The organism is Variovorax sp. GW821-FHT09D05, assembly GCF_059416325.1.
Window position 1 is genome coordinate 340325 of record NZ_JBWKOZ010000005.1, and the last position, 24752, is coordinate 365076.

At 67.2% G+C, this 24752-nt stretch carries 26 protein-coding genes; 19 read left to right on the top strand and 7 right to left on the bottom strand.

What is annotated here, in order from left to right; genetic code table 11:
- Positions 1-14: 14 nt before the first annotated feature.
- From fliL to fliF, 7 genes are all read right to left on the bottom strand, one after another.
- The gene (gene fliL, locus AC07O3_RS15935; protein WP_093058552.1) at positions 15-527 is read right to left on the bottom strand and encodes a flagellar basal body-associated protein FliL; all 513 of its coding nucleotides are present in this window, start codon (positions 525-527) and stop codon (positions 15-17) included.
- 152 nt (positions 528-679) lie between these two features.
- Positions 680-2101, bottom strand: a complete 1422-nt coding sequence (locus AC07O3_RS15940; RefSeq protein WP_495339777.1) for a flagellar hook-length control protein FliK — start codon at positions 2099-2101, stop codon at positions 680-682.
- A 42-nt stretch (positions 2102-2143) separates the two neighbouring features.
- The gene (gene fliJ, locus AC07O3_RS15945) at positions 2144-2599 is read right to left on the bottom strand and encodes a flagellar export protein FliJ (protein WP_093058554.1); all 456 of its coding nucleotides are present in this window, start codon (positions 2597-2599) and stop codon (positions 2144-2146) included.
- Positions 2596-4059: a flagellar protein export ATPase FliI gene (fliI, locus tag AC07O3_RS15950; RefSeq protein WP_093058555.1), complete on the bottom strand. Its 1464-nt coding sequence runs from the start codon at positions 4057-4059 to the stop codon at positions 2596-2598. The genes fliJ and fliI overlap by 4 nt, the downstream gene beginning before the upstream one ends.
- Positions 4060-4064: 5 nt before the next feature.
- Positions 4065-4859, bottom strand: a complete 795-nt coding sequence (gene fliH, locus AC07O3_RS15955; protein ID WP_307617366.1) for a flagellar assembly protein FliH — start codon at positions 4857-4859, stop codon at positions 4065-4067.
- Positions 4846-5844, bottom strand: coding sequence for a flagellar motor switch protein FliG (gene fliG, locus AC07O3_RS15960; RefSeq protein ID WP_495339778.1), 999 nt, complete (start codon positions 5842-5844; stop codon positions 4846-4848). Before fliG ends, fliH begins: the two co-directional genes overlap by 14 nt.
- Positions 5837-7573, bottom strand: coding sequence for a flagellar basal-body MS-ring/collar protein FliF (gene fliF / locus AC07O3_RS15965; RefSeq protein WP_495339779.1), 1737 nt, complete (start codon positions 7571-7573; stop codon positions 5837-5839). Before fliF ends, fliG begins: the two co-directional genes overlap by 8 nt.
- 285 nt (positions 7574-7858) lie before the next feature.
- Here fliF and fliE point away from each other — a divergent pair, with 285 nt between their 5' ends.
- From fliE to cheZ, 19 genes are all read left to right on the top strand, one after another.
- Positions 7859-8182 (top strand): flagellar hook-basal body complex protein FliE, encoded by a 324-nt coding sequence (gene fliE, locus AC07O3_RS15970; protein WP_093077280.1) that lies wholly within the window; start codon positions 7859-7861, stop codon positions 8180-8182.
- 178 nt (positions 8183-8360) lie between these two features.
- Positions 8361-10019: a FliC/FljB family flagellin gene (locus AC07O3_RS15975; protein WP_093058560.1), complete on the top strand. Its 1659-nt coding sequence runs from the start codon at positions 8361-8363 to the stop codon at positions 10017-10019.
- A gap of 171 nt (positions 10020-10190) precedes the next feature.
- On the top strand, positions 10191-10553 hold the full coding sequence (locus AC07O3_RS15980; RefSeq protein ID WP_093058561.1) for a flagellar protein FlaG: 363 nt from the start codon (positions 10191-10193) through the stop codon (positions 10551-10553).
- A 55-nt stretch (positions 10554-10608) separates the two neighbouring features.
- Positions 10609-12051: a flagellar filament capping protein FliD gene (gene fliD, locus AC07O3_RS15985; protein WP_093058562.1), complete on the top strand. Its 1443-nt coding sequence runs from the start codon at positions 10609-10611 to the stop codon at positions 12049-12051.
- Positions 12052-12070: 19 nt separating this feature from the next.
- On the top strand, positions 12071-12490 hold the full coding sequence (gene fliS, locus AC07O3_RS15990; protein ID WP_093058563.1) for a flagellar export chaperone FliS: 420 nt from the start codon (positions 12071-12073) through the stop codon (positions 12488-12490).
- 30 nt (positions 12491-12520) lie between these two features.
- Positions 12521-12853 carry a flagellar protein FliT gene (locus AC07O3_RS15995; protein WP_256216787.1) on the top strand — a complete coding sequence of 111 codons (333 nt, stop codon included), beginning with the start codon at positions 12521-12523 and terminating at the stop codon, positions 12851-12853.
- A 34-nt stretch (positions 12854-12887) separates the two neighbouring features.
- Positions 12888-14171 (top strand): flagellar hook-length control protein FliK, encoded by a 1284-nt coding sequence (gene fliK, locus AC07O3_RS16000; RefSeq protein WP_495339780.1) that lies wholly within the window; start codon positions 12888-12890, stop codon positions 14169-14171.
- Complete coding sequence (locus tag AC07O3_RS16005; RefSeq protein WP_093077277.1) at positions 14168-14443, top strand: EscU/YscU/HrcU family type III secretion system export apparatus switch protein; 276 nt, start codon at positions 14168-14170, stop codon at positions 14441-14443. The genes fliK and AC07O3_RS16005 overlap by 4 nt, the downstream gene beginning before the upstream one ends.
- 304 nt (positions 14444-14747) lie before the next feature.
- Positions 14748-15140 (top strand): flagellar transcriptional regulator FlhD, encoded by a 393-nt coding sequence (gene flhD / locus AC07O3_RS16010; RefSeq protein ID WP_371127410.1) that lies wholly within the window; start codon positions 14748-14750, stop codon positions 15138-15140.
- Positions 15137-15724 carry a flagellar transcriptional regulator FlhC gene (gene flhC, locus AC07O3_RS16015; RefSeq protein ID WP_093058567.1) on the top strand — a complete coding sequence of 196 codons (588 nt, stop codon included), beginning with the start codon at positions 15137-15139 and terminating at the stop codon, positions 15722-15724. The genes flhD and flhC overlap by 4 nt, the downstream gene beginning before the upstream one ends.
- Positions 15725-15802: 78 nt before the next feature.
- Positions 15803-16663, top strand: coding sequence for a flagellar motor stator protein MotA (motA, locus tag AC07O3_RS16020; RefSeq protein WP_093058568.1), 861 nt, complete (start codon positions 15803-15805; stop codon positions 16661-16663).
- 13 nt (positions 16664-16676) lie between these two features.
- A complete protein-coding gene (gene motB / locus AC07O3_RS16025) occupies positions 16677-17555 on the top strand; it encodes a flagellar motor protein MotB (RefSeq protein ID WP_093058569.1) in 879 nt (292 codons plus the stop codon).
- A gap of 25 nt (positions 17556-17580) precedes the next feature.
- The gene (gene cheA / locus AC07O3_RS16030) at positions 17581-19644 is read left to right on the top strand and encodes a chemotaxis protein CheA (protein ID WP_495339781.1); all 2064 of its coding nucleotides are present in this window, start codon (positions 17581-17583) and stop codon (positions 19642-19644) included.
- A 29-nt stretch (positions 19645-19673) separates the two neighbouring features.
- Entirely contained in the window at positions 19674-20993 is a 1320-nt protein-coding gene (locus tag AC07O3_RS16035) for an EAL and HDOD domain-containing protein (RefSeq protein ID WP_495339782.1), read from the top strand.
- A gap of 94 nt (positions 20994-21087) precedes the next feature.
- The gene (locus tag AC07O3_RS16040; RefSeq protein ID WP_371127411.1) at positions 21088-21927 is read left to right on the top strand and encodes a CheR family methyltransferase; all 840 of its coding nucleotides are present in this window, start codon (positions 21088-21090) and stop codon (positions 21925-21927) included.
- Complete coding sequence (gene cheD, locus AC07O3_RS16045; RefSeq protein WP_093178162.1) at positions 21924-22562, top strand: chemoreceptor glutamine deamidase CheD; 639 nt, start codon at positions 21924-21926, stop codon at positions 22560-22562. Before AC07O3_RS16040 ends, cheD begins: the two co-directional genes overlap by 4 nt.
- Positions 22563-22618: 56 nt before the next feature.
- Positions 22619-23644 carry a protein-glutamate methylesterase/protein-glutamine glutaminase gene (locus tag AC07O3_RS16050; protein ID WP_373559405.1) on the top strand — a complete coding sequence of 342 codons (1026 nt, stop codon included), beginning with the start codon at positions 22619-22621 and terminating at the stop codon, positions 23642-23644.
- 31 nt (positions 23645-23675) lie between these two features.
- On the top strand, positions 23676-24071 hold the full coding sequence (cheY, locus tag AC07O3_RS16055) for a chemotaxis response regulator CheY (RefSeq protein WP_172839779.1): 396 nt from the start codon (positions 23676-23678) through the stop codon (positions 24069-24071).
- Position 24072: 1 nt separating this feature from the next.
- Positions 24073-24714 (top strand): protein phosphatase CheZ, encoded by a 642-nt coding sequence (cheZ, locus tag AC07O3_RS16060; RefSeq protein ID WP_093058575.1) that lies wholly within the window; start codon positions 24073-24075, stop codon positions 24712-24714.
- Positions 24715-24752 lie beyond the last annotated feature (38 nt).

A 24752-nucleotide genomic window follows, 5' to 3' on the forward strand; every position in this document is an offset into this window, starting at 1 on the left:
GAAGGAAGAGGTGGTCACTGCACGACGAACGTGTTGAAGGAGACGCTGGAGATGCCCAGTTCGGGCGTTTCCGGGGCCAGCGGGGTGCTCAGCGCCTTGCGGATCTCCTCGGCCAGCTTGGCCTTGTCTTCCGGCGCCACCACCGATTCGGGCGCGCGGTTCGACAGCAGGAGCAGCAGGCGGCTGCGCACCTCGGGCATGAACTCGACGAGCTGCGCCTTGGTCTGCTCGTCGCGCACGCGCACCGCCATGCCGATCTGCAGGAAGCGGCCGCGGCCTTCCGACTGCAGGTTGACGGTGAGCGGCTCGAGCGTCAGGAAGATGGGCTTCTCGGGCGTCGGCGCCTTGGCCGTTTCGGTGGAGGCGGCGCCCATGAAGCGGGGCAGGAAGACATACGCAGCCGCGCCGCCGGCAGCGATCAGGCCTACGGCGATCACGATTCCGATCAGCAGCTTCGAGGAGCGGCGGGGGGCCAGCGTTGCGGAGATGGCCGGTGCGACAGTTGCGGCGGGTGATGAGGTAGCCATGGTTAAGCGGTTTTTCTTGTCCGATCTATTCTTTGCGAAGTCCCTCGCGAACGAACGGCCGAACAAGCGCACAAAGGCGTTTCATATCCGTTCATTGCGGGGCGCCGCACAGGGCGCCGTCGCGGGCGGGGGGGCGAATGTGTTGCCGGGGCTCAGGCGAAGGTGTCCACCCCGGCTGCGTTGTTGGAAGCACCCGCGCGCACGGCGGCGAGGGGCGCAATTGCCGGGGCGCTTGCCGTGGTGCGGCCTGTGCCGGGGTAAGGGGAGGCCGCCTGCTGCCGCGCGGCGTTCTGCTGCTGTTGTTGGCTTTGCTGCTGTGCGAAGGCGGCGTCGTTGCCGAAGGGCTGGCGGGTTTCCGCGCCGACCGAGGTCTGGCCCAGCGTGATGCCTTGCTCCGACAGCGAAGTGCGCAGCTGTGGCAGCGCGGCCTCGATGGCCTTGCGCACGCTCTCATGGGCCGACACGAACATGGCCTGCGCCTGGTTGTCGCCCATCGACAGCGTCACCTTGAGCGGGCCGAGGCCGGCTGGGTTCAGGTTGAGTTCGGCCGTGTGATTGCCGCTGGTGCTCATGCGCGCCAGCTGCTGGCCGAGGGCCGGCGCCCATTTGTCGCTGCCGACTTCGGGGGCGATGGTGTGCACGGGGGCGCGTGTGGCGGCCGTGTCGTTCGCGCTGTCTGATGAAGCGGTTGCTACAGCGGCGGGCTGCTGGAGCGCGATGGGTGCCACGGGTGGCTGGGCGTCCGTGTCGCTGGCGGTCGCGGCTGCCACTGCTGCAATGGGCGCGGCCTTGGCTTGTGCATCGTCGGCCGCTTCGGGTTGCTGCGCGGCGCTGGCCAGTTGCTCGGCGGTGGTGGCGCTCACGGGGGCGCGCGATGCGGCGCTGCGGCCGGTCGCGGCGGTGCCGATCGGCGAACCGGCGGGAGCGGATGCGGGCTTCGCGATGCCGACGGACATGGTCTGTGCCGCGATGGCGGCGCGGGCGAGTTCGTGCAGCGAGGAGGCTGGCGCGGTGTCGGCCTGGAGTTGCGCAGCCTGGGTGGCGGGCAGTGCGGCCGTCGCGGGTTTCGTGGCGGCATCTTTCGAGACCACAGCGGCTTCGGGTGCGGCCGATGCATCGGCGACGGCTGCATCAGCGCCAAGCGTCTTCGCGGCAGCGGCCTGCAGGGCCGGGTCCAGCGGAATGTCTGCCGCACCGGCGGGCGACGTTGCGGCGGTGGGATCGGCCGCGCCCTCACCCTTCTGCTGTTGAGCAGAGCGCCCCGCGAGCGTCAGCGCATGCAGCGGCGTGTGCGCCGTCCCGAGAAAGGCGAGGTTCGGATCGGCGGGCAGCGCGTCTTCTTTCTTCGTGTCTTCATCCGCGCCGGGCTTGCGCACCGGCTTGCGGTCGATGGCGGCGACATCCTGTGCGCCGTCTTTCGGCACCGCGTCGCCGTGGCTGCCGTTGTTCGCGCGCGAACGCTCCAGCGCCGCGCCAAAGCTGCGGCCCTGGTCTTCGTCCGCGCCGCGGTTGCGCACGCCGGTCTGCGCGGCAGGCTGGCTGGTGGCGTTCGTCATGACGGGGGGCGTGATCATGGGAGTCATGTCGGTTCCTGCGTGGAGATTCAATCAGTGGACTCAAAGAGTCGGGTGCGAGGCGCGGTCGAAGAACTTGCGCGCCGCGCGCTCGTCGCTGTCGCGCTGCTCGCGCTTGGCCTCGGCCATCATTTCCTGCATGCGCACGCGCTCGGCCAGCGTGTCGAAGGAGCTCAGGCGGCGCTTCTGCTGCTGCCAGTCGGTGCGGCCGGTGTCGAGCCGGGTCTCGGTCTGCGCCGCGATGGCGCGCTGCTGCTCGATGGCGCCGTCCAGCGTGCCCAGAAAGTTGCGGTAGTTGCGCCACTGCGAAGAAGGCAGGCCGTCGCGCATCAACGCGTCGAGCTGGTCGTGATAGTCCTGCCGGTACTGCAGCAGCAGTTCGAGCTTCTGGCTGGCGTTGAGGTGCGCGTTCTGCAGCGCGCCCAGGCGCCGTGCGGCGTCGTCGGTCTGCGTGTGCGCCAGGTCGATCAGCATGCCGAGAGGGAGCTTGCGTGTCATTTCGTGAATCTCTGCGGTGTTGTTGTCGTGGATGCGCGCTGCTCGGTCGCGAACAGGCCTTCGAGGTGCCCGATCGATTCGGCGTAGCCCGCGCGTTCGTCCATCGACTGCTGCAGGAAGCCTTCGATGCGCGGGTACATCGCGATGGCCTGGTCGAGCTGCAGGTCGTGTCCGGGCGCATAGGCGCCCACGCTGATCAGGTCGCGGTTGCGCTGGTAGCGCGAGAGCATCTGCTTGAAGCGGCGCACCGAGTCGTACTGCGAAGACGGAATCAGCGCGGTCATGGCGCGGCTGATGGAAGCCTCGATGTCGATGGCAGGGTAGTGCCCGGCCTCGGCCAGCGTGCGCGAGAGCACCACGTGCCCGTCGAGAATCGCGCGTGCCGAGTCGGCAATCGGGTCCTGCTGGTCGTCGCCCTCGGACAGCACCGTGTAGAAGGCGGTGATCGAGCCGCCGCGCCCCTGCGCATCGCGTGCGCCGTTGCCCGCGCGCTCCACCAGCGCCGGCAGCTTGGCAAACACCGACGGCGGATAGCCCTTGGTGGCAGGCGGCTCGCCCACGGCCAGCGCAATCTCGCGCTGCGCCATCGCGTAGCGGGTGAGCGAGTCCATGATGAGCAGCACGTCCTTGCCGCGGTCGCGGAAGTATTCGGCCAGGCAGGTTGCATACGCCGCACCCTGCAGGCGCAGCAGCGGCGAGTTGTCGGCGGGCGCGGCCACCACCACCGCGCGGGCCAGGCCCTCTTCGCCCAGCGTGTTCTCGATGAAGTCCTTCACCTCGCGGCCGCGTTCGCCGATCAGGCCGACGACGATGACCTCGGCGCTGGTGTAGCGCGCCATCATGCCCAGCAGCACGCTCTTGCCCACGCCGGAGCCGGCGAACAGGCCCATGCGCTGGCCGCGGCCGACGGTGAGCATCGCGTTGATGGCCCGCACGCCAACGTCGAGCACCGAATCGATGGGCGCGCGCGACAGCGGGTTGACGGGCGGCGTGCTCAGCGGCACCTTGCGCGCGATGTCGAGCGGACCGAGCCCGTCGAGTGGGCGGCCGGCTGCATCGACCACGCGGCCGAGCATGCCTTCGCCCACGGGCAGGCGCTTGGTGTGGGCGTTGCCGATCATGCCGGCTGCATCGGGCTCCGGCGAGCCGGGCCGCGCGAACACGCGCGCTCCGGGCACGAGGCCCGCCACTTCGGTCTGCGACATCAGGAACAGGCGGTCGCCGGCGAAGCCAACGACCTCGGCTTCGGCGTGACGCTGCGGATGGCCGGGCGGCAGTTCGATCAGGCAGTCGCTGCCCACGGGCAGTTGCAGGCCCACGGCTTCGAGCACCAGACCGACGGCGCGGGTGAGGCGGCCCGAGGCGATGGTGGTCTCGCAATGCGCGACGTTGGCGCGCGCTTTCTCCAGCGCAGCGCGCACCGACTGCAGATGGGCGTTGGGGGCGGCGGTGGTCTGCATAGGCGTCAGAGCGAGTCGGCCTGCCCGTCGGCGTCGCCGTGCAGCGAGGCGGTCACGCGCTTCCAGCGCGTGCCGAGCGTGCCGTCAAGTTCGCCGGTGGCGGACTGCACGCGGCAGCCACCGCGCGCAATGGTGTCGTCAGCGCGCACTTGCCAGCCGGCGGCTTCGATCTCATTGCCGAGGCTGTTCTTCACCAGTGCCACGTCGTCGGGGTTCAGCAGCAGGCGCGGCTCACCGCGCAGCGCGGGCTCGGTGTTGAGCAGGTCGCGCACCACGGGCAGCACCCATTCGGGCTCGGCCTTCAGCGTGCGGTGCACCACCTGGCGCGCCACGTCGAGCGCGAGCGCAAGCACGGTGTGGGAGAGTTCTTCTTCTGCGCGGCGCAATGCATCGGGCAGCGACTGGGCCAGCGCGCGCAGGCGTTCGGCATGCACGCTGGCGGCCGCGAGGCCGGTGGCCAGCCCTTCGGTGTGGCCGACCTTGCGGCCTTCGGCAAGCCCGGCGGCGCGGCCCTCGGCCTCGCCGTCGATGCGGGCTTCCCTGCGGATGCGCGCGATGTCGGCAAGGTCGACCCTGGGGGCGGGCGGTGCAGGCGGCGGGCCGTTGCGCTCCGCGCCCTTGCGGCTGGCGGGTGCCTTGCCGTCGATGGTGCCCATCTCCCAGCGCTCCCAGGCCGAAAGCGTGGGAGTGGGCGAGGGCGCAGGCTTCGGTCCGGCCGCCGCATGGCGCGCGGCGGCGTGGATGGCGGCAAGCCGTTCGCGCGACTCGCCGAAGGCGCCGTTGGTGTCAGACGAAGTCATCGGTACCAGGCGCCGCGATCACGATTTCGCCAGCCTCCGCCAGACGGCGGGCGACTTGCAGGATGGCCTTCTGCTCGGTCTCGACCTGCGACACGCGCACGGGGCCGCGCAGCTCCATGTCTTCGCGCAGCGTCTCGGCGGCGCGCTGCGACATGTTGTTGAGGAACTTGTCGCGCAGCTCCATCGGCGCGCCCTTGAGCGCGATGATGAGCGAGTCGGACTCGATGTCCTTGAGCAGGCGCTGGATGCTGCGGTCTTCGAGGCCCAGCAGGTTCTCGAACACGAACATCTCGTCGACGATGCGCTGGGCCAGCGCCTCGTCCTGTTCGCGCACATGGGCGATGGCTTCTTCTTCCACGCCGGTGCTCATCAGGTTGACGATCTCGGCCGCGGTGCGCACACCGCCCAGGCGGCTGCGGCGCACGCCCTGGCCCGCGAGCATCTCGGTGAGCACGTCGGTCAGCTCGTTCAGTGCCGATGGCTGCACGCCGCCGAAGGTGGCCACGCGCATGATCACGTCGTGGCGCAGCCGCGCCGGCAGCTTCTCCAGCACTTCCGATGCCTTCATGCGGTCCAGGTGCACGAGCAGCGTTGCCAGGATCTGCGGATGCTCGTCGCGGATGAGTTCGGCCACTTCGCCGGCCTCGAGTTCGTTGAGCCGCTCGATGCCGCCGTGCGGCTCGTCGGGCTGCAGGATGTCTTCGAGCAGGTTGCTGGCGCGGTCGTCGCCCAGCGCCTTCTTCAGCACGGCGCGGATGTAGCTGGTCGAGCCCAGGTGCAGGGCCGACAGCTGCTCGGTCTCGTGGCGGAATTCGGATAGCACGGCGGCCAGCTCGTCCTTGGAGACGGAGGTGAGCTTCGACATCGCAAGGCCCAGCGCCTGCACCTCGGAGGTGGGCAGCTGGTGCAGCGCGGCGGCGGCGCGGTCTTCGCCCAGCGCCATCAGAAGAATGGCGCTCTTGCGGGTTCCCATTTCGCTATTCATCGTTGTGCATCCAGTGCTGGATCAGGGTGGCCACCAGCTTCGGATCCTTGTCGGCGGCCTGGTGGGCGTATTCCATGTCGGCCTTGCGGCGGTTGGCCTCGCGCTCGCGCAGGCTTTCGTCGGGGGAGGGCGCGTTCGGGTCCGGCTCCGCGACCGGCGCGAAGGCGGGGCCGGAGGACGCCGCGGGTGCAGGCGCGGGAGCCAGGTGCCGGCGCATCAGCGGACGCAGCACGGCGAACCAGGCGAAGAGCGCGAGCAGCCCGTACAGCAGGTACTGGCCCAGCGTCTTGCCGAGCTCGACGTTCTCGCGGTCGCGCCAGAACGGCACCTCGGGCGCGGGAGCGCTGTCGGCGTCGCGGGCGAAGGCGCTGTTGACCACGTTGAGCGAGTCGCCGCGATCCTGGCTGAAGCCCATGGCTTCCTTCGCGAGGTTGCGGATCTGCTCCAGCTCGGCTGGGGTCAGTGCGCGGCTGCTGCTCTTGCCGCTCGCGTCCACCGCATCGCGGTTGTTCACCACCACGGCGACCGACAGGCGCTTCACGCCACCGGCGGCCTGTTGCACGTGGCGGATGGTGCGGTCGAGCTCGTAGTTGGTGGTGGTGTCCTTGCGCGTGCTGCTCGGGCCGGTGGGGGCGGTGCTGGCCGTGGAGCCTGCCACGCCCGGTGCACCCGGAGCGCCGGGTGTTCCCGGTGCGGGCGGCGTGCCCGGTGCGTTCGGTGCACGCGGGCCGGTGATGGGCGCGGTCGGGTTCACCGGCGGCTGGTTCGACAGCGCGCCCGGCACGCCGCCGGGTTGCCCGCCACCGTGCTGCGCCGATTCGCTGCTCTGCTGGCTGCGGATGGCGACCTGCGTCGGGTCCTGGTTGGGCTTGTATTTCTCGTCGGTGTGCTCGACCACCGAGAAGTCGATGTCGGCCGCCACCTGCGCGCGCACATTGTTCGCGCCGACGATGGGCTGCAGGATCGCCTCGATGCGGCGGATGTAGCCCTGCTCGATCTCCTGCGCGTACTTGAGCTGGCTCACGTCCAGCCCGCGGTCGCCGCCGCGCGCCGAAGACAGCAGGTTGCCGCGCTGGTCGACCACGGTCACGCTCTTGGCGTCGAGGTCGGGCACGCTGCTGGACACCATGTGCACGATGGCGCTGACCTGGCCTTCGTCGATGCTGCGCCCGCGTGCCAGCGCGAGCACCACCGAGGCCGATGGCTTCTTCTGGTCGCGCACGAAGAGCGAGGGCTTGGGCAGCGCCAGGTGCACGCGCGCCGACTCGATGGCGCCGATGGATTCGATGGAGCGCGCCAGCTCGCCTTCGAGCCCGCGCTGGTAGTTGACCTGCTCGGCGAACTGGCTGGTGCCGAACTTCTGGTTGTCCATCAGTTCGAAGCCGACGCCGCCGGCCTTGGGCAGGCCCTGCGCCGCGAGCTTCAGGCGCGTCTCGGCCACCTTGTCGCCCGCGATCAGGATCGCGCCGCCGCCGTCGGCGAACTTGTAGGGCACGTTCATCTGCTGCAGCGACGCGATGATCGCGCCGCCGTCGCGGTCCGACACGTTGGTGTAGAGCACCTTGTAGTCGGGCCCGCGGCTCCAGAGCATGAACGCGGCCGCGGCGGCCACCAGGGCCGCGCCTCCGATGATCAGCGGCAGCCGGGGCTGCGCGCGCATGCGGTCCAGTAGCGCAGGCTGGCCGTTGTCGGCCGCAGGCAAAGCACCCGCGGGCGCCGCCGTGCTCATGGGTGCACCTTCGTCGTGGCGGTTGCCGTTGCCATGGTGGGAGTGGAGATTCGGTGTAGAGATTTCATTCCGGATGGCCCGTGATGTCGTCCGCGGCCTGTTCGTTTCGCCGACGATTGTCAACAGTCACCCGGAATTCGAATGCCCGAACAGCCGGGGTTTTTGCCCTCAGTTGCGCGCTTGAATCGGGGTCTTCCCTTGATACGCTGCAAGCAGGCAGGAGGGCTTTTGCCCCTCCATGTCAAGTCACGCAGAAGTGTTCAAACAAAGGAAGAGGGATCTCCCATGTCGATCAGTGCCATCGAATCCGTACTGCAGCAGATGCGCGCCACCGCGCTGCACACGGGCATTGCGCCCGCGGCCGCTGCCGGTACGCCGGTCGAAGCCGGCGGTTTCGCAGCCGAGCTCCAGCGCTCGCTTTCCAACATCAGCGGCGCGCAGCAGCAGGCCTATGCGCAGGCCGAGTCGTTCGAACTGGGCAAGCCCGGTGTCGCGCTCAATGACGTGATGGTCGACCTGCAGAAGGCCAACGTCGCGTTCCAGACCGGGCTGCAGGTGCGCAACCGCCTGGTGACCGCCTATCAGGAAGTGATGAACCTGCAGGCCTGAGGGTGCGGGTTGGTGGCATGGGCAGCCTGTGCAACTTTTTTGTACGTTGCCCTAAAGGTTCGTGAGACCCCGCCGATAACCAAGTTAACGATGGCTTGAGTCTCACAGTGGAAGCGGGTCCAGCGTTACGGCCGAAGGCCGGAGTCCACAACCTTTTTTCATCAATCAGGAGTCGAACATGGCGCAAGTCATCAACACGAACAGCCTCTCTCTCATCACGCAGAACAATCTCAACAAGTCGCAGTCGGCGTTGAACAGCGCCATCGAGCGCCTGTCTTCGGGCATGCGCATCAACAGCGCCAAGGATGACGCTGCCGGCCAAGCCATTGCCAACCGCTTCACGGCCAACATCAAGGGCCTGACGCAAGCAACGCGCAACGCCAACGACGGCATCTCGATCGCCCAGACGACCGAAGGCGCGCTGACCGAAGTCAACAACAACCTGCAACGCATCCGCGAACTGTCGGTGCAAGCCGCCACGGGCACGAACTCGGCAAGCGACCTGGACTCGATCCAGTCGGAAATCGGCCAGCGCCTGGACGAAATCAACCGCGTCTCGGAACAGACCCAGTTCAACGGCGTGAAGGTCCTGTCGGCTGACGCCGGCAAGCTGACCGTTCAAGTCGGCGCGAACGATGGCGAAACCATCGACATCGACCTGCAAGAAATCAGCGCCAAGACCCTCGGTCTGGACGGCTTCAACGTCAACAACACCGGTTCGAAGAACAAGACCGCCACGGCTTCCGACCTGCTGGTCGCCGGCTTCACCGCGGGTGCCACCACGAACGGCATCACGGCTTACAGCCGCACGCTGACCACGGCCGCCAACGGCGCCACGGCCAACGACGTGCTGGCCAAGATGCAGGACGGCGGCACGGTCACCATGACCGGCGGCGCAACCTACACCTACAGCGCGGCGACCAAGAGCTACACCGCCACGGAAGCTACCCGCAGCCAGGCCAACACGCTCGCTTCGCTGACCCCGCCGGCCGGCACCAGCGTGACCGCCACGGTCAAGCTCGGCAACCGTTCGATGGACGTCAAGATCGACAGCAACGGTGCAATGACCGACGCTGCCGACGGCTCGGCCCTGTACCTCGACGCGTCGAAGAACCTGACCAAGACGGGCGCTGGCGCGACTTCCGCTGCCACGCTGTCGGCAGTGCTCGAGCAAGCCACCGGCATGTCCGCCACTGGCGACTCGATCACCATCGGCGCAACCGGCGCTTCGTACACGGTGGTGACGGCAGCTGCCGGCGCCAGCACCTTCGCGGTTGCCGGCGAGCGCGCCACGGCCGACCAGGTCGCAGCCAAGATCAACGCTGGCGCAGGTTCCATCGACATCGACGGCGCTGGCGCTACCGCGGCCTACGCAGTGGCAGCAGCCGGCGGTGCCGTGACCGGTGCCTACATGGGCGTGAGCGGCCTGACGACGACCGCCGCCGAATCGATCAACCTGAACGCCAACGGCGTGGCGACCGATTCGCAAGGCAGCACCGTGTATGCCGATTCCACCAAGCCCGGCAAGGTGACGACCAACGCAGTGAGCGATGCCAAGTCGACGGTCGACCCGCTGAAGGCACTGGACGCCGCCCTGTCGAAGGTCGACAAGCTGCGCAGCTCGCTGGGTGCGGTGCAGAACCGTTTCGACTCGGTGATCGCCAACCTCGGCACCACGGTGACCAACCTGTCCTCGTCGCGTTCGCGCATCGAAGACGCTGACTACGCAGTTGAAGTGTCGAACATGACGCGCGCCCAGATCCTGCAACAGGCAGGTACCTCGGTGCTGTCGCAAGCCAACCAGACCACGCAAGGCGTGCTGTCGCTCCTGCGTTGATCGACAAGGTCTAGTTAGTCAGAAGCAAAGGAATGCCGGGCCCCTCCCGCAAGGGTGGAGTCCGGCTGGCGCAGGTCCCCGGAGCAAGCCGGGACCACTTGCGCTGCCCTCTGCGGCCATGCCCCAAGGGTGAGGCCCCAGAGGACAGCGAACCAGCAAGACAAGGTGGAAATGATGTTGAACCCCGTGCCGGCTACCCCCGTGATGGAGAACCAGTGGACGCAGCTGCTCGTCGGCGGCGCCGCGGCCGTGCGGGGCCTGGTGGCCGGTGCGAAGGGCGACGCTGCGGCCGACGCGAAGGACGACGCCACGCCGGTGCAGGTCGAGCAGGCGGTGCACCAGGTGAACGAAGCCTTCGCGCTGCGCGAGGTCGGCCTGCAGTTCGAGGTCGACAAGGACACAGACAAAGTCATCGTCAAGGTGGTGGACCGCGCCAGCGGCGAGGTCATCCGCCAGATTCCCAATGAAGACGTCGTGCGCATCGCGAAGCTGATGAGCGACGGCAACGGCTTGCTGGTGGACCACGCGGCCTGAGGCCGAACCAGATTCTTCATTCGTAGCAGAACACCCAATTCAGGAAAGCTTTCACATGGCAACCATCAGCAGCCTCGGCGTCGGCGCCAATCTCGACCTTGCCAGCTTGCTCACGCAACTCCAGACCGCCGAGAGCCAGCCCCTGGTGGCACTGCAGGCGAAGGCCAAGAGCTACACGAGCAAGCTGTCCGCCTACGGCACGATCCAGAGCGCGCTCAGCACACTGCAGACGGCCGCCAAGAAGCTGGGCGACCCGACGCTGTTCCAGAGCGTGACCGGCACGCCGACCGTCAGCGGCATCCTGTCGGCATCCGCCACGGACGTGAGCGCCGCCGGCAACTACACCATCGACGTGTCGCAGCTCGCGCAGGCGCAGACCGTCATCACCGCGGGCCAGGTCGACACCAAGACCGCGATCGGCAACGGCAAGATCACCATCGACTTCGGCGCGATCACGGGCGGCACGCTCAACGCCACGACCGGCCAGTACACCGGCGCCACGTTCACCGCGGATGCGAGCCAGACCGCGAAGTCGATCACCATCGACCCGACCAACAACACGCTGGAAGGCATCCGCAACGCGATCAACGGCGCCAATGCCGGCGTGACGGCCACCATCGTGAACGACGGCAGCGGCTCGCCCAACCGGCTGGTGCTGACCTCCACGCAGACCGGTGAGAAGTCGAGCATGCGCATCTCTGTCGACGGCGATGCGACGCTGCAGAACCTGCTGAACAACGACCCGGCCGGCACGCAGAACCTGAAGCAGACGGCAGCGGCGCAGAACGCCAAGCTGAACGTCAACGGCATCGACGTCACCAGCGCGAGCAACACCGTGAAGGAAGCCATCCAGGGCGCCACGCTGACGCTGGTGAACACCGGCAAGACCGGCCTGTCGATGAAGGAAAACACGGCCGGCGTGAAGACGGCGATCAACGATTTCGTGAAGGCCTACAACAGCCTCCAGAGCACCGCCGCGTCGCTGACCACGTACGACGCCGACACCAACACCGCCGCCGCGCTGGTGGGCGACAGCACGCTGCGCAACCTGCAGACGCGCATCCGCCAGGCGCTCACCACGCCGCAGGCCGGCGGCACCAACGACATGAAGGTGCTCACCGAGATCGGCGTGGCCTTCCAGAAGGACGGCACCCTGGCCGTGGACTCCGACAAGCTCGACAAGGCCCTCGCCAACAACCTGAAGGGCGTGGCGAACCTCTTCTCGAGCGCCACCGGCAGCACGGCCGGCTACGGCAAGCAGATCGATGCGCTGGTGACCGACCTCAACACCGGCGCCCTGAAGGTGGCCAGCGACGGCGTGACCTCCACCATCAAGCAGCTCGACGACCAGTACGACGCGATGCAGCTGCGCGTGGACGCCACGGTCGACCGCTACCGCAAGCAGTTCAACCAGCTCGACGTGCTGATCAACAGCATGAACAACACGAAGTCCTATCTCACGCAGCAGTTCGAAGCGATGTCGAACAGCAGCAAGTAAGCAAGCGGGGCACCAGCCGATGTACACCTCCCACAACATGCGCACCGGCGCCGGCGCTTATGCGCGCGTCGGTGTGGAAACGAGCGCGATGAGCGCGTCGCCGCACCAGCTCATCGTGATGCTCTTCGATGGCGCGAAGACCGCCATCGGCATGGCCCGCCACCACATGGCGGCCGGCGATATCGAAGCCAAGGGCAATGCGATCTCCAAGGCCATCGGCATCGTCGACAACGGCCTGAAGGCCGCGCTCGACGCCCAGGCCGCCGGCGATGCCGGCGCCGAACTCGTGCGCAACCTGTCGGCGCTGTACGACTACATCGTGCAGCGGCTGTTCCGCGCCAACCTGCACAACGACGTGCAGGCCCTGGACGAGGCTGACCGGCTGCTCGAGAACGTCGCTTCCGCCTGGCGGGAGATCGACGACCGGGCTCGCAGCTGAAATGCAACCGCAAAAATGAGACAGGACAACATGGCATTCCGGAGTGAGGTCGTTCATTGCTACGAGGAGCTGGCAACCAGCATTGCATCGATGCTGGTGCTGGCACGCGCCAAGGAATGGGGCCGGCTCCCCGCGCTCGAAGAGCGTTGCGCGGCCATGGTCGAGCGATTGCGCGCCATCGAGCCGTTCGAGACGCTGGATTCGATGCAGGTCGAGCATGTGCTCGATTTGCTCGAACGCATCCGCTCGGATCAGGCCGAGGTGTCGGGCCTCATCAAGCCGCAGATCGAGGACCTGATCGGCCGGATGGGGTACCTCACCCAGCAGAAGAACCTCGGCAGAGCCTACGGGCCGCCGCACTGAGCGCGGCCCGAAGAAACGCCGAAGAAGCCGCACCATGACTGCACTCGCCGGACTACTCGATGCGCTGCTGGCCGCAAGGCTGGCGCCGCGGCTCGACGTGCTGGGCATCAAGGCCGAGGCCGTCATCGGCGCGCCGGGGCCGGCCGTGCCTGTCGGCAAGGTCGACAACGACGTGCGGCTGCCTTCCAATGCCGCGCTCGACCGGCAACTGCCGGGCGCGATGGCCGGCGGCACGGCGCATGCAGGCGCGGGTGCGACGCCGTCGGTGGCCATGCGGCTGTCGGTGGCGGCGCGCGTCATCGGCGCGGTGCTGGCCGACCTGCAGGCGCAGCCTGGGCCGGTGCGCGGCGCGGCGCCGCTGCTGTCGTCGCGCGGGCAGCCTGCGAGCGCTGCGGCGTTGGCCGGCGCGCTGGCGCAGACGGTGTCGGACAGCGGCCTCTTCTATGAATCGCACCTGGCGGAGTTCGCGGCCGGCAGCCGCACGCTCGCGCAGATGGCGCAGGAGCCGCAGGCGCGCTGGTCGGCGCCGGTGGCTGCGAGGCCCGATGTGGCGGCATTGGCTGCAGTTGCGCAGGCGCCTGCCTCCGCGACCTCCGCGGGGGTGTCCGGCGTGTCGCCTGCGCTCTTGGTGCAAGCCATGGTGGTATCGGTACCACAGGGCGATGCATTCCGCACTGTTGAGAATGCGCCCGTGCCGCAGGCGCCCGCCACCGATGCGCAGCCACAGGAAGCCGCTCGTTCCGCACAAGACCCCGCCCAGGTTTCCGGGCAAGCCGTATCGAACGATGCCGCGCGCGTGCAGGCGGCCTATCGCCAACCCGAGAGCGCGCAGGTCGGCGGCATGCTCGATTCGATGCCCGTGCATCGTGCCGGCGATTCCGCACGCCAGGCCGACGGCGCTGCTGCCGTATCGGCATCGCGCGGCGCCGAAGTGATTCATCCGCAGGCCGTCACGATCGTGCACCAGCAGCTCGACCTGCTGGCCAGCGCAGTCTTCCGCTGGAGCGGGCAGGCCTGGCCCGACGTGCCGATGAGCTGGTCCATCGAGGAAGAGCAGGCGCAGCAGCGAGATGGCGCCGCGGCGGAAGAAGAGGGCACGCGCCGCTGGTCGACCACGGTGTCGCTGGCGCTGCCGCGGCTCGGCGAAGTCGATCTGCGCCTGAGCCTCGAAGGCCCCGCCGTGCAGGCGCATCTCTTTGCGCGCGAGACCGCCACCATGGCGCGCCTGCGCGGCGACACGGGCCGGCTCGCGAAGCGCTTCGACGCGGCGGGCCTGCGGCTGCAGCAAGTGCAGGTCATGGCGAAGGCGGCGGCATGAACGAAGTGCTCGACAACCGCAACAGCGCCGTCGCGCTTTCGTATGCGGACAAGACACGGGCCCCGGTTGTCGTGGCCAAGGGCTATGGCGTGGTGGCCGAATCGATCATGCGCGAGGCGCGCGAGAACGGGCTTTACGTGCACTCGTCGGCCGACCTCGTGAAGCTGCTGATGCAGGTCGACCTCGATCAGCAGATACCGCCGCAGCTGTACCTCGCGGTGGCCGAGGTCATGGCGTGGATCTACGGCCTCGAAGGTCGCGCAGGCGACTAATTGAACAACGAATCAATGGCAAATCATGAATACGGATATTCATGCAAGAGATTTATCAGTGAATCAAAACAAGGCCATAGTATTTATTAATTCGATGCCTCTGATGAATAAATTACTGCCCAAAAACTCGCGATTGGAACAACTTGTTACGTGATTGTGTAACGCTTATGACCCTCACTCTCCATGGGGACAAGTGGCGTTTCTGTCAGACGACTCCTACCTTTTTTGGCCTCCTGTCATACAAAACACTTCAACATGTAAAACTTTGTGTATATAATGTATACACGATTGATAGGAGCACGAAGTGAGCTTTGAATCGGAAATGGGATCAGACGTGGAAAATTGCAACATCACCGCAAACGGCGTGATTTCGAGAGAAATCGGCGAGATAAATCTGGCCTATATGCTGCTGGCGCAGAAGCTGGTCAAGCAGGATCGGGCCGAGGCCATGTTCCGCCTGGGGGTGGGGCGCGAGCTTGCCGATCTGCTGGCGAACATGTCGCTCAGCCAGATCGTGAAGCTGGCTGCTTCCAACTTCCTGCTGTGCAGCTTCCGCCTGGACGACCGACCGATGTTCGCGGTGGTCGGCGAGGGCAAGGAGCCGGCGCTGCAGCAGGCGCATATGTCGATCCTGATGGCTGCGCGACAGGCCCAGGCTCAAGCCCAGGCGCCGATGCGCGGAGCGAGCGCGGCGTGAGCAGCAAGAGCGTTCTGGGCGAGGTCCGGCAGGTCCAGCTCGCGATCGAGCTGATCGGTCTCGGCGCCCGGCTGCAGTTCCTGGAGGCGGCAGTCAAGCTGAGCCGGGAGCGCCTGATACGCCTCTACAAGGAACTCAAGGGCGTTTCTCCGCCCAAGGGCCTGCTGCCGTTCTCTACCGACTGGTACATGACGTGGCTGGCCAACATCCACTCGTCGATGTTCTACAACATCTACCGCTTCATGCTCGACGAAGCCGACGAGAACGAATTGCCCGCGCTCATCAAGGCCTATCGCCTCTACACCGAGCAGGTCGAGTCGCAAGGTGGCGAGGTGGTGCTCGACTTCACCCGCGCCGAAACCATGGTGCGCTTCTTCGACAGCGACATGCTGCAGCTGAGCACCTGCAGCCGCTGCGGCGGCCACTTCGTGGCCCATGCACATGACAACAAGAACGGCTACGTGTGCGTGCTGTGCCGTCCGCCTTCGCGCGCAGGCAAGGCACGCAAGCCCAAGCTGTCCGAGGTGCGCCGGGGTGGGCTCGTCGCCGTGGCGCCGGTGCTCGACATCGGCGGCGCCGTCTAGGAAAAAAGTGCCCCCGCCTCCGGTGTCCGGAGGCCTGGGGTTTGTTGATTCGACGCCGCAGGGCGATAGGGGAAGCGCGTGCTGGTTCTGGCTGGATATCTCGTGGTGATAGGTGCCGTGTTCGGTGGCTACGGCCTCATGGGCGGGCACTTCGGCGTCCTGTTCCAGCCGGTGGAGTTGCTCATGATCGGCGGCTCCGCGCTGGGCGCGTTCATTGCCGGCAACAACGGCAAGACCATCAAGGCCACCATCAAGGAGCTGCCGCTGCTGCTGCGCACCTCCAAGCACAACCGCCAGCTCTACATGGACCTGATGGCGCTGCTGTACGAGCTGCTCGCCAAGGCCCGCAAGGAAGGGATGATGAAGCTGGAGTCCGACGTCGAAGACCCGACCCAGAGCGAGATCTTCATGCGCTACCCGAGCATCATGGCGCACGAGGGCATCACCGTCTTCCTGTGCGACTACCTGCGCCTGGTCATCAGCGGCAACACCGACGCGCACGAGATCGAGGCGCTGATGGACCACGAGATCGAAACCATCCGCCACGAAGCCGCGGTGCCCGGCCACAGCCTCTCGCGCGTGGGCGACGCACTGCCCGCGCTGGGCATCGTCGCGGCCGTGATGGGCGTTGTGCACGCGCTCGGCTCGGCCAACCTGCCGCCTTCGGAGATGGGCGCGCTCATTGCCCACGCGATGGTGGGCACCTTCCTCGGCGTGCTGCTGGCCTACGGCTTCGTGTCGCCGCTGGCTTCGCTGATCGAGCAGAAGGTGGAAGAGGGCATGAAGATCTACCAGTGCGCCAAGGTCACGTTGCTGGCCAACCTCAACGGCTACGCGCCGCAGCTCGCGGTGGAGTTCGGCCGCAAGGTGCTGTTCTCTACCGAGCGCCCGTCTTTCACCGAGCTGGACAACCACGTCCGCGAAGTCAAGGCGCGCTGACGCATACACGGCCATGAGCGACTCGAAGCCCCAGATCATCGTCAAGCGCGTGCACGCGGGCGCGCGCGGCGGCGGCCATGCGGGCGGCGGCTGGAAGATCGCCTATGCCGACTTCATGACCGCCATGATGGCCTTCTTCCTCGTGATGTGGCTGCTCTCCATCTCGAGCCCGAAGCAGCGCGAAGGCATCGCCGAGCACTTCCGCATGCCGCTGCGCGTGGCGCTGGCCGGCGGCGAGAAGTCCAGCCTCAGCACCAGCATGATTCCCGGCGGCGGCGCCGATCCGATGCACGTCGAGGGCGAGGTCAAGCTCACCGAAACGGCCAGCGAGGACGAGGCCGACGCCGCCCGCCTGGCCGACATGAAGAAGAAGCTCGACCAGCTGATCGAGAAGAGCCCGGTGTTCCAGCAGTTCCGCTCGCAGATCCTGATCGACATCACCACCGAGGGCCTGCGCCTGCAGATCGTCGATACCGAGAACCGCCCGATGTTCGAGCTGGCCAGCGCCCGCGTGGTGCCGCACATGCGCGCCATCCTGCGCGAGCTGGCGCCCGCGCTCAACGGCCTGCCCAACAAGATCACGCTGTCGGGCCACACCGATGCCATCGTCTACACCAACGACCGCTCGTACGGCAACTGGGAGCTCTCGTCCGACCGCGCCAACGCCTCGCGGCGCGAGCTCGTGGCCGGCGGCATGACCGAGGACAAGGTGCTGCGCGTGATCGGCCTGGCCGACAGCATGCACCTGGACAAGGCCGACCCGCGCAACCCCATCAACCGGCGCATCAGCATCATCCTGCTCAACCACCGCACGCAGGAGCGCATCGAGCGCGAGAACAGCAGCGAGCCTGCCGGCACGCGCATCGGCAAGGCGGCCGCGAAGGCGTCGTAACAACAAAACAACAAGAGCTCAAGAGATGGACCTCAGTCAATTCACCCAGGCCTTTTTTGTCGAAGCCGTCGAACTGCTCGCGGAGATGGAGCAGCTGCTGCTGGAGCTCGACGTCGAGGCACCCGACAGCGAACAGCTCAACGCCATCTTCCGCGCGGCGCATTCGATCAAGGGCGGCGCCGCGACTTTCGGTTTCGTCGCCCTGACCAACACCACGCACGTCCTCGAGTCGCTTCTGGACCGCGCCCGCCACGGGCAGCTGCGCCTGAACGGCCGAATGATCGATGCATTCCTGGAAACGAAGGACGCCTTGCAAGAACAACTCACTGCCTACCAGGCCGGCAAGGAGCCGGACCCGGACATGGTCGCGCACATCTGTGGCGTGCTTCAGCAACTCGCGCTGGAAAGCGGCGACGACAGCGCGGTGGCGCAGGTGTCCGCACCGGCGCCTGCTCCCGCTCGTGCGCCGGTGGCTGCGCCTGCAGCGCCGGTCGCATCGTCCGCGTCGAGCAGCGGCGCACTGCGCATCCGCTTCGCGCGCCTGTCCGACAGCGAATGCGACCTGCTCGCGGGCGAGCTGGCCAACCTCGGCAAGGTGTTGTCGCGCACGCGCAGCAACGACCAGCTGACCGTGCTGCTGGAAACCACCTGCGCGCCCGACGACATCGTCGCGGTCTGCTGCTTCGTCATCGACGAGTCGCAGATCGACATCACGCATGAAGCCGCTGCTGCTGCCGTAGAGGCCCCGGCCGTGGCCGAAGCCCCGGCACCCGTGGCAGCGCCAGTGCCCGAGCCTGCTGTAGTCGCCGAGGCATCGAAGCCGCAGGCAGCGGCATCGGTCGCCGCACCCGCCGCCAAGGAATCCAGCTCCATCCGCGTCGATGTCGAGAAGGTCGACCAGCTCATCAACCTCGTGGGCGAGCTCGTCATCACGCAGTCGATGCTCACGCAGGCCGCGACCATGCTCGACCCGGTGGCCTACGAGCGCTTCCTGAGCGGCCTCGGCCACCTGGAGCGCAATGCGCGCGACCTGCAGGAATCGGTCATGTCCATCCGCATGATGCCGATGGACTATGTGTTCAGCCGCTTCCCGCGCGTGATCCGCGACGTCAGCGCCAAGCTGGGCAAGCAGGTTCGCCTGGACACCTACGGCAAGGAAACCGAGCTCGACAAGGGCCTCATCGAGCGCATCGTCGATCCGCTCACGCACCTGGTGCGCAACAGCCTCGACCACGGCATCGAAACGCCGGAAGTGCGCTTGGCCAAGGGCAAGGACGCTACCGGCCAGCTGCTGCTGTCGGCGCAGCACCACGGCGGCAACATCGTGATCGAGGTGAGCGACGACGGCGGCGGCCTCAACCGAGAGCGCATCCTGGCCAAGGCCATGCAGCAGGGCATGCCGGTCAGCGAGTCGATGCCCGACGAAGAGGTGTGGCAGCTCATCTTCGCGCCCGGCTTCTCCACAGCCGAACAGGTCACCGACATCTCGGGCCGCGGCGTGGGCATGGACGTGGTCAAGCGCAACATCCAGGAGATGGGCGGCCACGTGGAGATCCACTCGCGCGGCGGGCAGGGCACCACCACGCGCATCGTGCTGCCGCTCACGCTGGCCATCCTCAACGGCATGTCGGTGAAGGTGGGCAGCGAGGCCTACATCCTTCCGCTGAGCTACGTCATCGAGTCGCTGCAGCCGCTGCCGGAGCACCTGCATTCCATTACCGCCGACGGCCACGTGATCCGCGTGCGCGGCGAGTACCTGCCGCTGATCGAACTGCACCGCGTGTTCGACGTGTCGGGTGCGCAGACGCATCCCACGCAGGGCATCCTGGTGATCGTGCAGGCCGACGACAGCCGCTTCGCGCTGCTGGTGGACGAACTGCTCGGACAGCACCAGGTGGTGGTGAAGAACCTGGAAACCAACTACCGCAAGGTGCCCGGCATTTCCGCCGCGACCATCCTCGGCGACGGCAGCGTGGCTTTCATCATCGACGTGGGCGCCATGCCGCGCATCCAGCGCGCGCAGGCCGCGAGCACGGCCGCGCTGGCGGGCGCCGCCCGGAGGACTGCCACCGACGCCATCGCGCTTTGATCGCTCTGACACCCCACGGAGACAGCTGAATGCGGTTTGATTTCTTCCGGCGTTCCTCCGGCGACACAGGGGCCAACCCCGATCTTGGCGCCGGCACCGACGGGTCGGCACAGCCCGACGCGGGGCCCGACGGCCACGTGGCCTATGCCATGCTGCTCGACGCGCAGCGGCGCGTCATGGGCTATCGCATGGCCTGGCGCGCGGCGGGCGGCGAGGGCTCCGGCGTGTCCGGCGCTGCCGGCGTCAAGGCGCTGATGGACACGCTCGCCATGCACCTCAACCCCACGCCCGCGGGCTGGCTGCTGGGGCCGCAGCTGGTGTTCGTCGACGTGACGGTCGATGCGCTGTTCCAGAGCGAGCTGCAATCGCTGCCGCCACAGCACATGGTGCTGTGCATGGGCGTGGACGAACTGCTGGACGCGGACATGCGCTCCATCCTGCTGTTCCTGCGCGAGCAGGGTTTCGGCTTCATGCTGTGCGGCGCCACTGCGCTGCCCGAAGACCTCGAGCTGCGCGCCATCGTCACTCACTTCGCGGTGGATGCGCGCGACGCCGACACCGTGGCTCGGCTGCGCCGGGACGCGGAGCTGGGCCACCCGCCGGTCGAGCCGATCGCCTCGCGCGTGGAAAACTGGGACGAATTCGACGCCTGCGCCGGGCGCCGCGTGAATGTGTTCATCGAAGGCGCGTTCCGCAACCCGCCGGTGCGCGAGACCGAAGACGCGCTGCAGCCCGAGTCGCTGCTGATCGTGCAGCTGATGCAGATGCTCCAGCGCAACGAAGACGTGCGCGTCATCGAGGCCGCGCTCAAGCACGACGCTGCGCTCACCTACCGGCTGCTGCGCTACATCAACTCGCCCTCGGTCGGCATGGCGGTGGAAATCCATTCGCTGCGCCATGCGGTGGCCATGCTCGGCTACTCGCCGCTGTACCGCTGGCTGTCGCTGCTGCTGGCCACCAGCAACAAGGGCGGCTCGCCCTTCATGATGAAGAAGGCGATCCTGCGCGGGCGCTTCGTCGAACTGATGGGGCAGGGCATGCTGCCGGCCAGCGAGGCCGACAACCTGTTCGTGGCCGGCATGTTCTCTCTGCTCGACCAGTTGCTGGGCGTGTCGATGGAGGGCGTGCTGCGCAAGGTGCAGCTCACCGAGTCGGTGCAGCAGGCCATTCTTTCGCGCGGCGGCCTGTACGGCCCCTTCGTGGCGCTGGCCGAAAGCTGCGAGCTCGACGACGGACAGGCTTCGCGCCTGTCGGAAGCGTTGTTCCTGAGCGCGGACCAGGTCAATGCGGCACAGCTGTCTGCGCTGGTGTGGGCGCAGGACGCGAGCCCGGTCGCGGCCGGCCCCTGAACGCGCGCGAGGCCGGAAGTGCAGGGCATTTGTTCGTTTGATCGGGCCATTGGAAACGGCGGACGCTATGTACATTGAAAGCCAAGCTTCCAGGATGGCCGTGACTACCGAGTTCCTTTTTACCGACAGCGACTTTTCCCGGATCCGCACCCTCATACACCGCCGCGCCGGCATCGCCCTGGGCGAGCAGAAGCGGCAGATGGTGTACAGCCGGCTCTCGCGCCGGCTGAGAGAGCTCCAGGTACCCGACTTCGCCACCTACCTCGACTGGCTCGAAGGGCGGCAGGATGGCGAGGAGTGGCAGTTGTTCATCAACTCGCTCACCACCAACCTGACCTCGTTCTTCCGCGAGGCCCATCACTTCCCGACGCTGGCCGAGCACGTGCGCAAGGCGAAGCAGCCCGTCACCGTGTGGTGCGCGGCGGCCTCGACGGGCGAGGAACCCTATTCGATTGCCATCACACTGATGGAGGCGCTGGGTGACAAGGCGGGCTCGTCGCGTGTGATCGCCACCGACATCGACACTTCGGTGCTGGCCAAGGCGGCTACCGGCGTGTTCACCGCCGAGCAGGTGCGCAGGCTCGCACCCGAGCGGCTGCGGCGCTTCTTCAACAAGGGCACCGGCGCGAATGCGGGCAAGGCGCGCATCCGCCCGGAGGTGGCGGCGCTGGTGAAGTTCTCGCGGCTCAACCTGCTCGACAGCGCGTGGGCGGTGAAGGAGCCGGTGGACGCGATCTTCTGCCGCAACGTGATGATCTATTTCGACAAGCCGACGCAGAAGAAGGTGCTCGACCGCTTTGCACCGCTTCTCAAGCCGAACGGCCTGCTGTTCGCGGGGCATTCGGAGAACGCGTCGCTCGTCAACCAGGCCTTCCGGCCGCTGGGCCAGACCGTGTACGAGCTGGCGCGCGCGCGTGCCACGGGCGTTCCATGATGGCCTCGAACCCTGCCGCACCGGACTCGGTGGCCAGCCATCACTACTTCGACCGCGACGTCGGCCTCATGGCCGTGAAGCTGTTGCCTTCCGAGTACTACGTGACTTCGAGCAACACCGTGCTGAGCACAGTGCTCGGCTCGTGCGTGGCTGCCTGCCTGCACGACAGGGAAGCCGGCGTGGCCGGCATGAACCATTTCATGCTGCCCGACGACGGCGAAGCAGCCGGCACCGGCACGCGGGATGCATCCGAGTCGATGCGCTACGGCGCCTACGCCATGGACACCCTGATCCGCGAGCTGGTGCGCGCGGGCGCGCGCCGCGACCGGCTGCGCGCCAAGGTGTTCGGCGGCGGCGCGGTGCTGGCCAACATGACCACGCTCAACATCGGCGACCGCAACGCCGACTTCGTGCTGCGCTACCTGCGCAACGAACGCATCGAAGTCGCCGCGCAAGACCTGCGCGGGCCGCATGCGCGCCGCGTGTGCTTCGTGCCGGCGACCGGCAAGGCCATCGTGCGCAAGCTGCGTGCGCAGACAGAAGTGGCGCAGGTGCAGAACGAAGAGGGCGAGTTGCTGCGCAGGCTGTCCGGCCTTCGCGCGGCACCGGCTGCCTCAACCAAGGGAAACCCGTGAGCAATAAAAAAATCAAGGTGCTGTGCGTCGACGACTCGGCACTGATCCGCAGCGTGATGACGGAGATCATCAACAGCCAGAGCGACATGACCGTGGTGGGCACGGCGGCCGATCCGCTGGTGGCGCGCGACCTCATCAAGGTCACGAACCCCGACGTGCTGACGCTCGACGTCGAGATGCCGCGCATGGACGGGCTGGAGTTTCTCGAAAAGCTCATGCGGTTGCGGCCCATGCCTGTGGTCATGGTGTCGTCGCTGACTGAGCGCGGCTCGGAGATCGCGCTGCGCGCGCTCGAGCTGGGCGCCATCGACTTCGTGACCAAGCCGCGCCTGGGCGTGCGCGACGGCCTGCTCAACTACACCGAACTGATCGCCGGCAAGATCCGCACGGCCGCGAGCGCACGGCTGCTGCCCGGCCGGCATGCCGCGGCCCCGCGCCCTGGCGGCGACGCGCCACACGAATCGCTGCTGCGCAGCCCGTTGCTGAGCACCGAAAAACTCATCATCATCGGCGCCTCCACCGGCGGCACCGAGGCCATCCGCGAAGTGCTGCAGCCGCTGCCGCCCGATTCGCCCGCGGTGATGATCGCGCAGCACATGCCGGCCGGCTTCACCCGCTCGTTCGCGCAGCGGCTCGACGGCCTGTGCCGCATCAACGTGAAAGAGGCCGAGCACGGCGAGCGCGTGCTGCCCGGCTATGCCTACATCGCGCCCGGCGGCTTTCACCTGTCGCTCGCGCGCAGCGGCGCCAACTACGTGGCCCACCTCGACCAGGAGCCACCGGTGAACCGCCACCGGCCGTCGATCGACGTGCTGTTCGATTCGGCGGCCAGGCACGCGGGCAAGAACGCCATCGGAATCATCCTGACCGGCATGGGCAGGGACGGCGCCGAAGGCCTGCTGCGCATGAAGCGCGCGGGTGCGCACACGCTGGCGCAGGACGAGGCCAGCTGCGTTGTCTTCGGCATGCCGCGCGAAGCCATCGCACTGGGCGCGGTGGACGACGTGTCCCCATTGAGCGAAGTGAGCCGCCGGGTGATGGCGCACCTTCGCACGTTCGGCGAACGTGCGAACCGAGTTTGAAAAACGACCTGTTGGAGTTGGAAATATCGTGATCGACAAGAGCATCAAAATCCTGGTTGTGGACGACTTCCCGACCATGCGCCGCATCGTGCGCAACCTGCTGAAGGAACTGGAGTTCCTCAACGTCGACGAGGCGGAAGACGGCGCGGCCGGCATCGAGAAGCTGCGCGGCGGCAATTTCGGTTTCGTGGTGTCCGACTGGAACATGCCGAACATGGACGGCCTGACCATGCTGCAGACCATTCGCGCCGACCCCGAGCTGAAGAAGCTGCCGGTGCTGATGGTCACGGCCGAGGCGAAGAAAGAGAACATCGTGGCGGCCGCGCAAGCTGGCGCCAACGGCTACGTGGTGAAGCCATTCACCGCCGCCACGCTCGAAGAGAAGATCACCAAGATCTTCGAGAAGCTTGCGAAGGAAGCGGCCTGACATGAGCCAGAACGCTGCCGGGGCCGCGGACCCCACCAACACCGCCGAAGAACTGCTGGGCCGCATCGGCCAGCTCACGCGCCAGCTGCGCGAAGGCCTGCGCGAGCTGGGCCTCGACAAGCAGGTGGCCAAGGCCGCGCAAGCCATTCCGGATGCGCGCGACCGCCTGAGCTACGTGGCTGCCACCACCGAGCGTGCCGCGCACCGCGCGCTCAACGCTATCGATGTTGCACAGCCGCTGCAGGAAGCTCTGGCCAGCGATGCCAAGGGCCTCAGCAAGCGCTGGGACCTGTGGTTCGAAAACCCCATCGAGCTCGACCATGCGCGCGAACTCGTGCTCGACACGCGCAGCTACCTCAACGAGGTGCCGGAGCGCGCCGGCGCGATCAACTCGCAGCTCATGGAAATCCTGATGGCGCAAGACTTCCAGGATCTGACCGGCCAGGTCATCAAGAAGATGATGGAAGTGGTCAACGACGTGGAGACGCAGCTGCTGCAAGTGCTGATCGACAACTCCGCGCCCGAGAAGCGCCAGGAGGCCGCGCACAGCCTGCAGAACGGCCCGCAGGTCAAGCCCGGCAACCCCGATGCGGTGACCGACCAGGCACAGGTCGACGACCTGCTGGAGAGCCTCGGCTTCTGAGCCCGGGCCGGGCTTCCAGGCCCTGCCTATTGTCCGAA

Excerpts from the sequence above, each read along its gene's own strand:
- AC07O3_RS15940 (WP_495339777.1), bottom strand. The coding sequence starts at position 2,101 with ATGATCACGCCCCCCGTCATGACGAACGCCACCAGCCAGCCTGCCGCG.
- cheD (WP_093178162.1), top strand. The coding sequence starts at position 21,924 with ATGATGGCCTCGAACCCTGCCGCACCGGACTCGGTGGCCAGCCATCAC.
- fliH (WP_307617366.1), bottom strand. The coding sequence starts at position 4,859 with ATGACTTCGTCTGACACCAACGGCGCCTTCGGCGAGTCGCGCGAACGG.
- fliK (WP_495339780.1), top strand. The coding sequence starts at position 12,888 with ATGACTGCACTCGCCGGACTACTCGATGCGCTGCTGGCCGCAAGGCTG.
- fliI (WP_093058555.1), bottom strand. The coding sequence starts at position 4,059 with ATGCAGACCACCGCCGCCCCCAACGCCCATCTGCAGTCGGTGCGCGCT.
- AC07O3_RS15995 (WP_256216787.1), top strand. The coding sequence starts at position 12,521 with ATGGCATTCCGGAGTGAGGTCGTTCATTGCTACGAGGAGCTGGCAACC.
- AC07O3_RS16050 (WP_373559405.1), top strand. The coding sequence starts at position 22,619 with ATGACGGAGATCATCAACAGCCAGAGCGACATGACCGTGGTGGGCACG.
- fliL (WP_093058552.1), bottom strand. The coding sequence starts at position 527 with ATGGCTACCTCATCACCCGCCGCAACTGTCGCACCGGCCATCTCCGCA.
- fliD (WP_093058562.1), top strand. The coding sequence starts at position 10,609 with ATGGCAACCATCAGCAGCCTCGGCGTCGGCGCCAATCTCGACCTTGCC.
- motB (WP_093058569.1), top strand. The coding sequence starts at position 16,677 with ATGAGCGACTCGAAGCCCCAGATCATCGTCAAGCGCGTGCACGCGGGC.
- fliJ (WP_093058554.1), bottom strand. The coding sequence starts at position 2,599 with ATGACACGCAAGCTCCCTCTCGGCATGCTGATCGACCTGGCGCACACG.
- fliS (WP_093058563.1), top strand. The coding sequence starts at position 12,071 with ATGTACACCTCCCACAACATGCGCACCGGCGCCGGCGCTTATGCGCGC.
- AC07O3_RS16005 (WP_093077277.1), top strand. The coding sequence starts at position 14,168 with ATGAACGAAGTGCTCGACAACCGCAACAGCGCCGTCGCGCTTTCGTAT.
- AC07O3_RS16035 (WP_495339782.1), top strand. The coding sequence starts at position 19,674 with ATGCGGTTTGATTTCTTCCGGCGTTCCTCCGGCGACACAGGGGCCAAC.
- fliG (WP_495339778.1), bottom strand. The coding sequence starts at position 5,844 with ATGAATAGCGAAATGGGAACCCGCAAGAGCGCCATTCTTCTGATGGCG.
- cheZ (WP_093058575.1), top strand. The coding sequence starts at position 24,073 with ATGAGCCAGAACGCTGCCGGGGCCGCGGACCCCACCAACACCGCCGAA.
- fliE (WP_093077280.1), top strand. The coding sequence starts at position 7,859 with ATGTCGATCAGTGCCATCGAATCCGTACTGCAGCAGATGCGCGCCACC.
- fliF (WP_495339779.1), bottom strand. The coding sequence starts at position 7,573 with ATGAGCACGGCGGCGCCCGCGGGTGCTTTGCCTGCGGCCGACAACGGC.
- AC07O3_RS15975 (WP_093058560.1), top strand. The coding sequence starts at position 8,361 with ATGGCGCAAGTCATCAACACGAACAGCCTCTCTCTCATCACGCAGAAC.
- cheA (WP_495339781.1), top strand. The coding sequence starts at position 17,581 with ATGGACCTCAGTCAATTCACCCAGGCCTTTTTTGTCGAAGCCGTCGAA.
- AC07O3_RS16040 (WP_371127411.1), top strand. The coding sequence starts at position 21,088 with ATGGCCGTGACTACCGAGTTCCTTTTTACCGACAGCGACTTTTCCCGG.
- AC07O3_RS15980 (WP_093058561.1), top strand. The coding sequence starts at position 10,191 with ATGATGTTGAACCCCGTGCCGGCTACCCCCGTGATGGAGAACCAGTGG.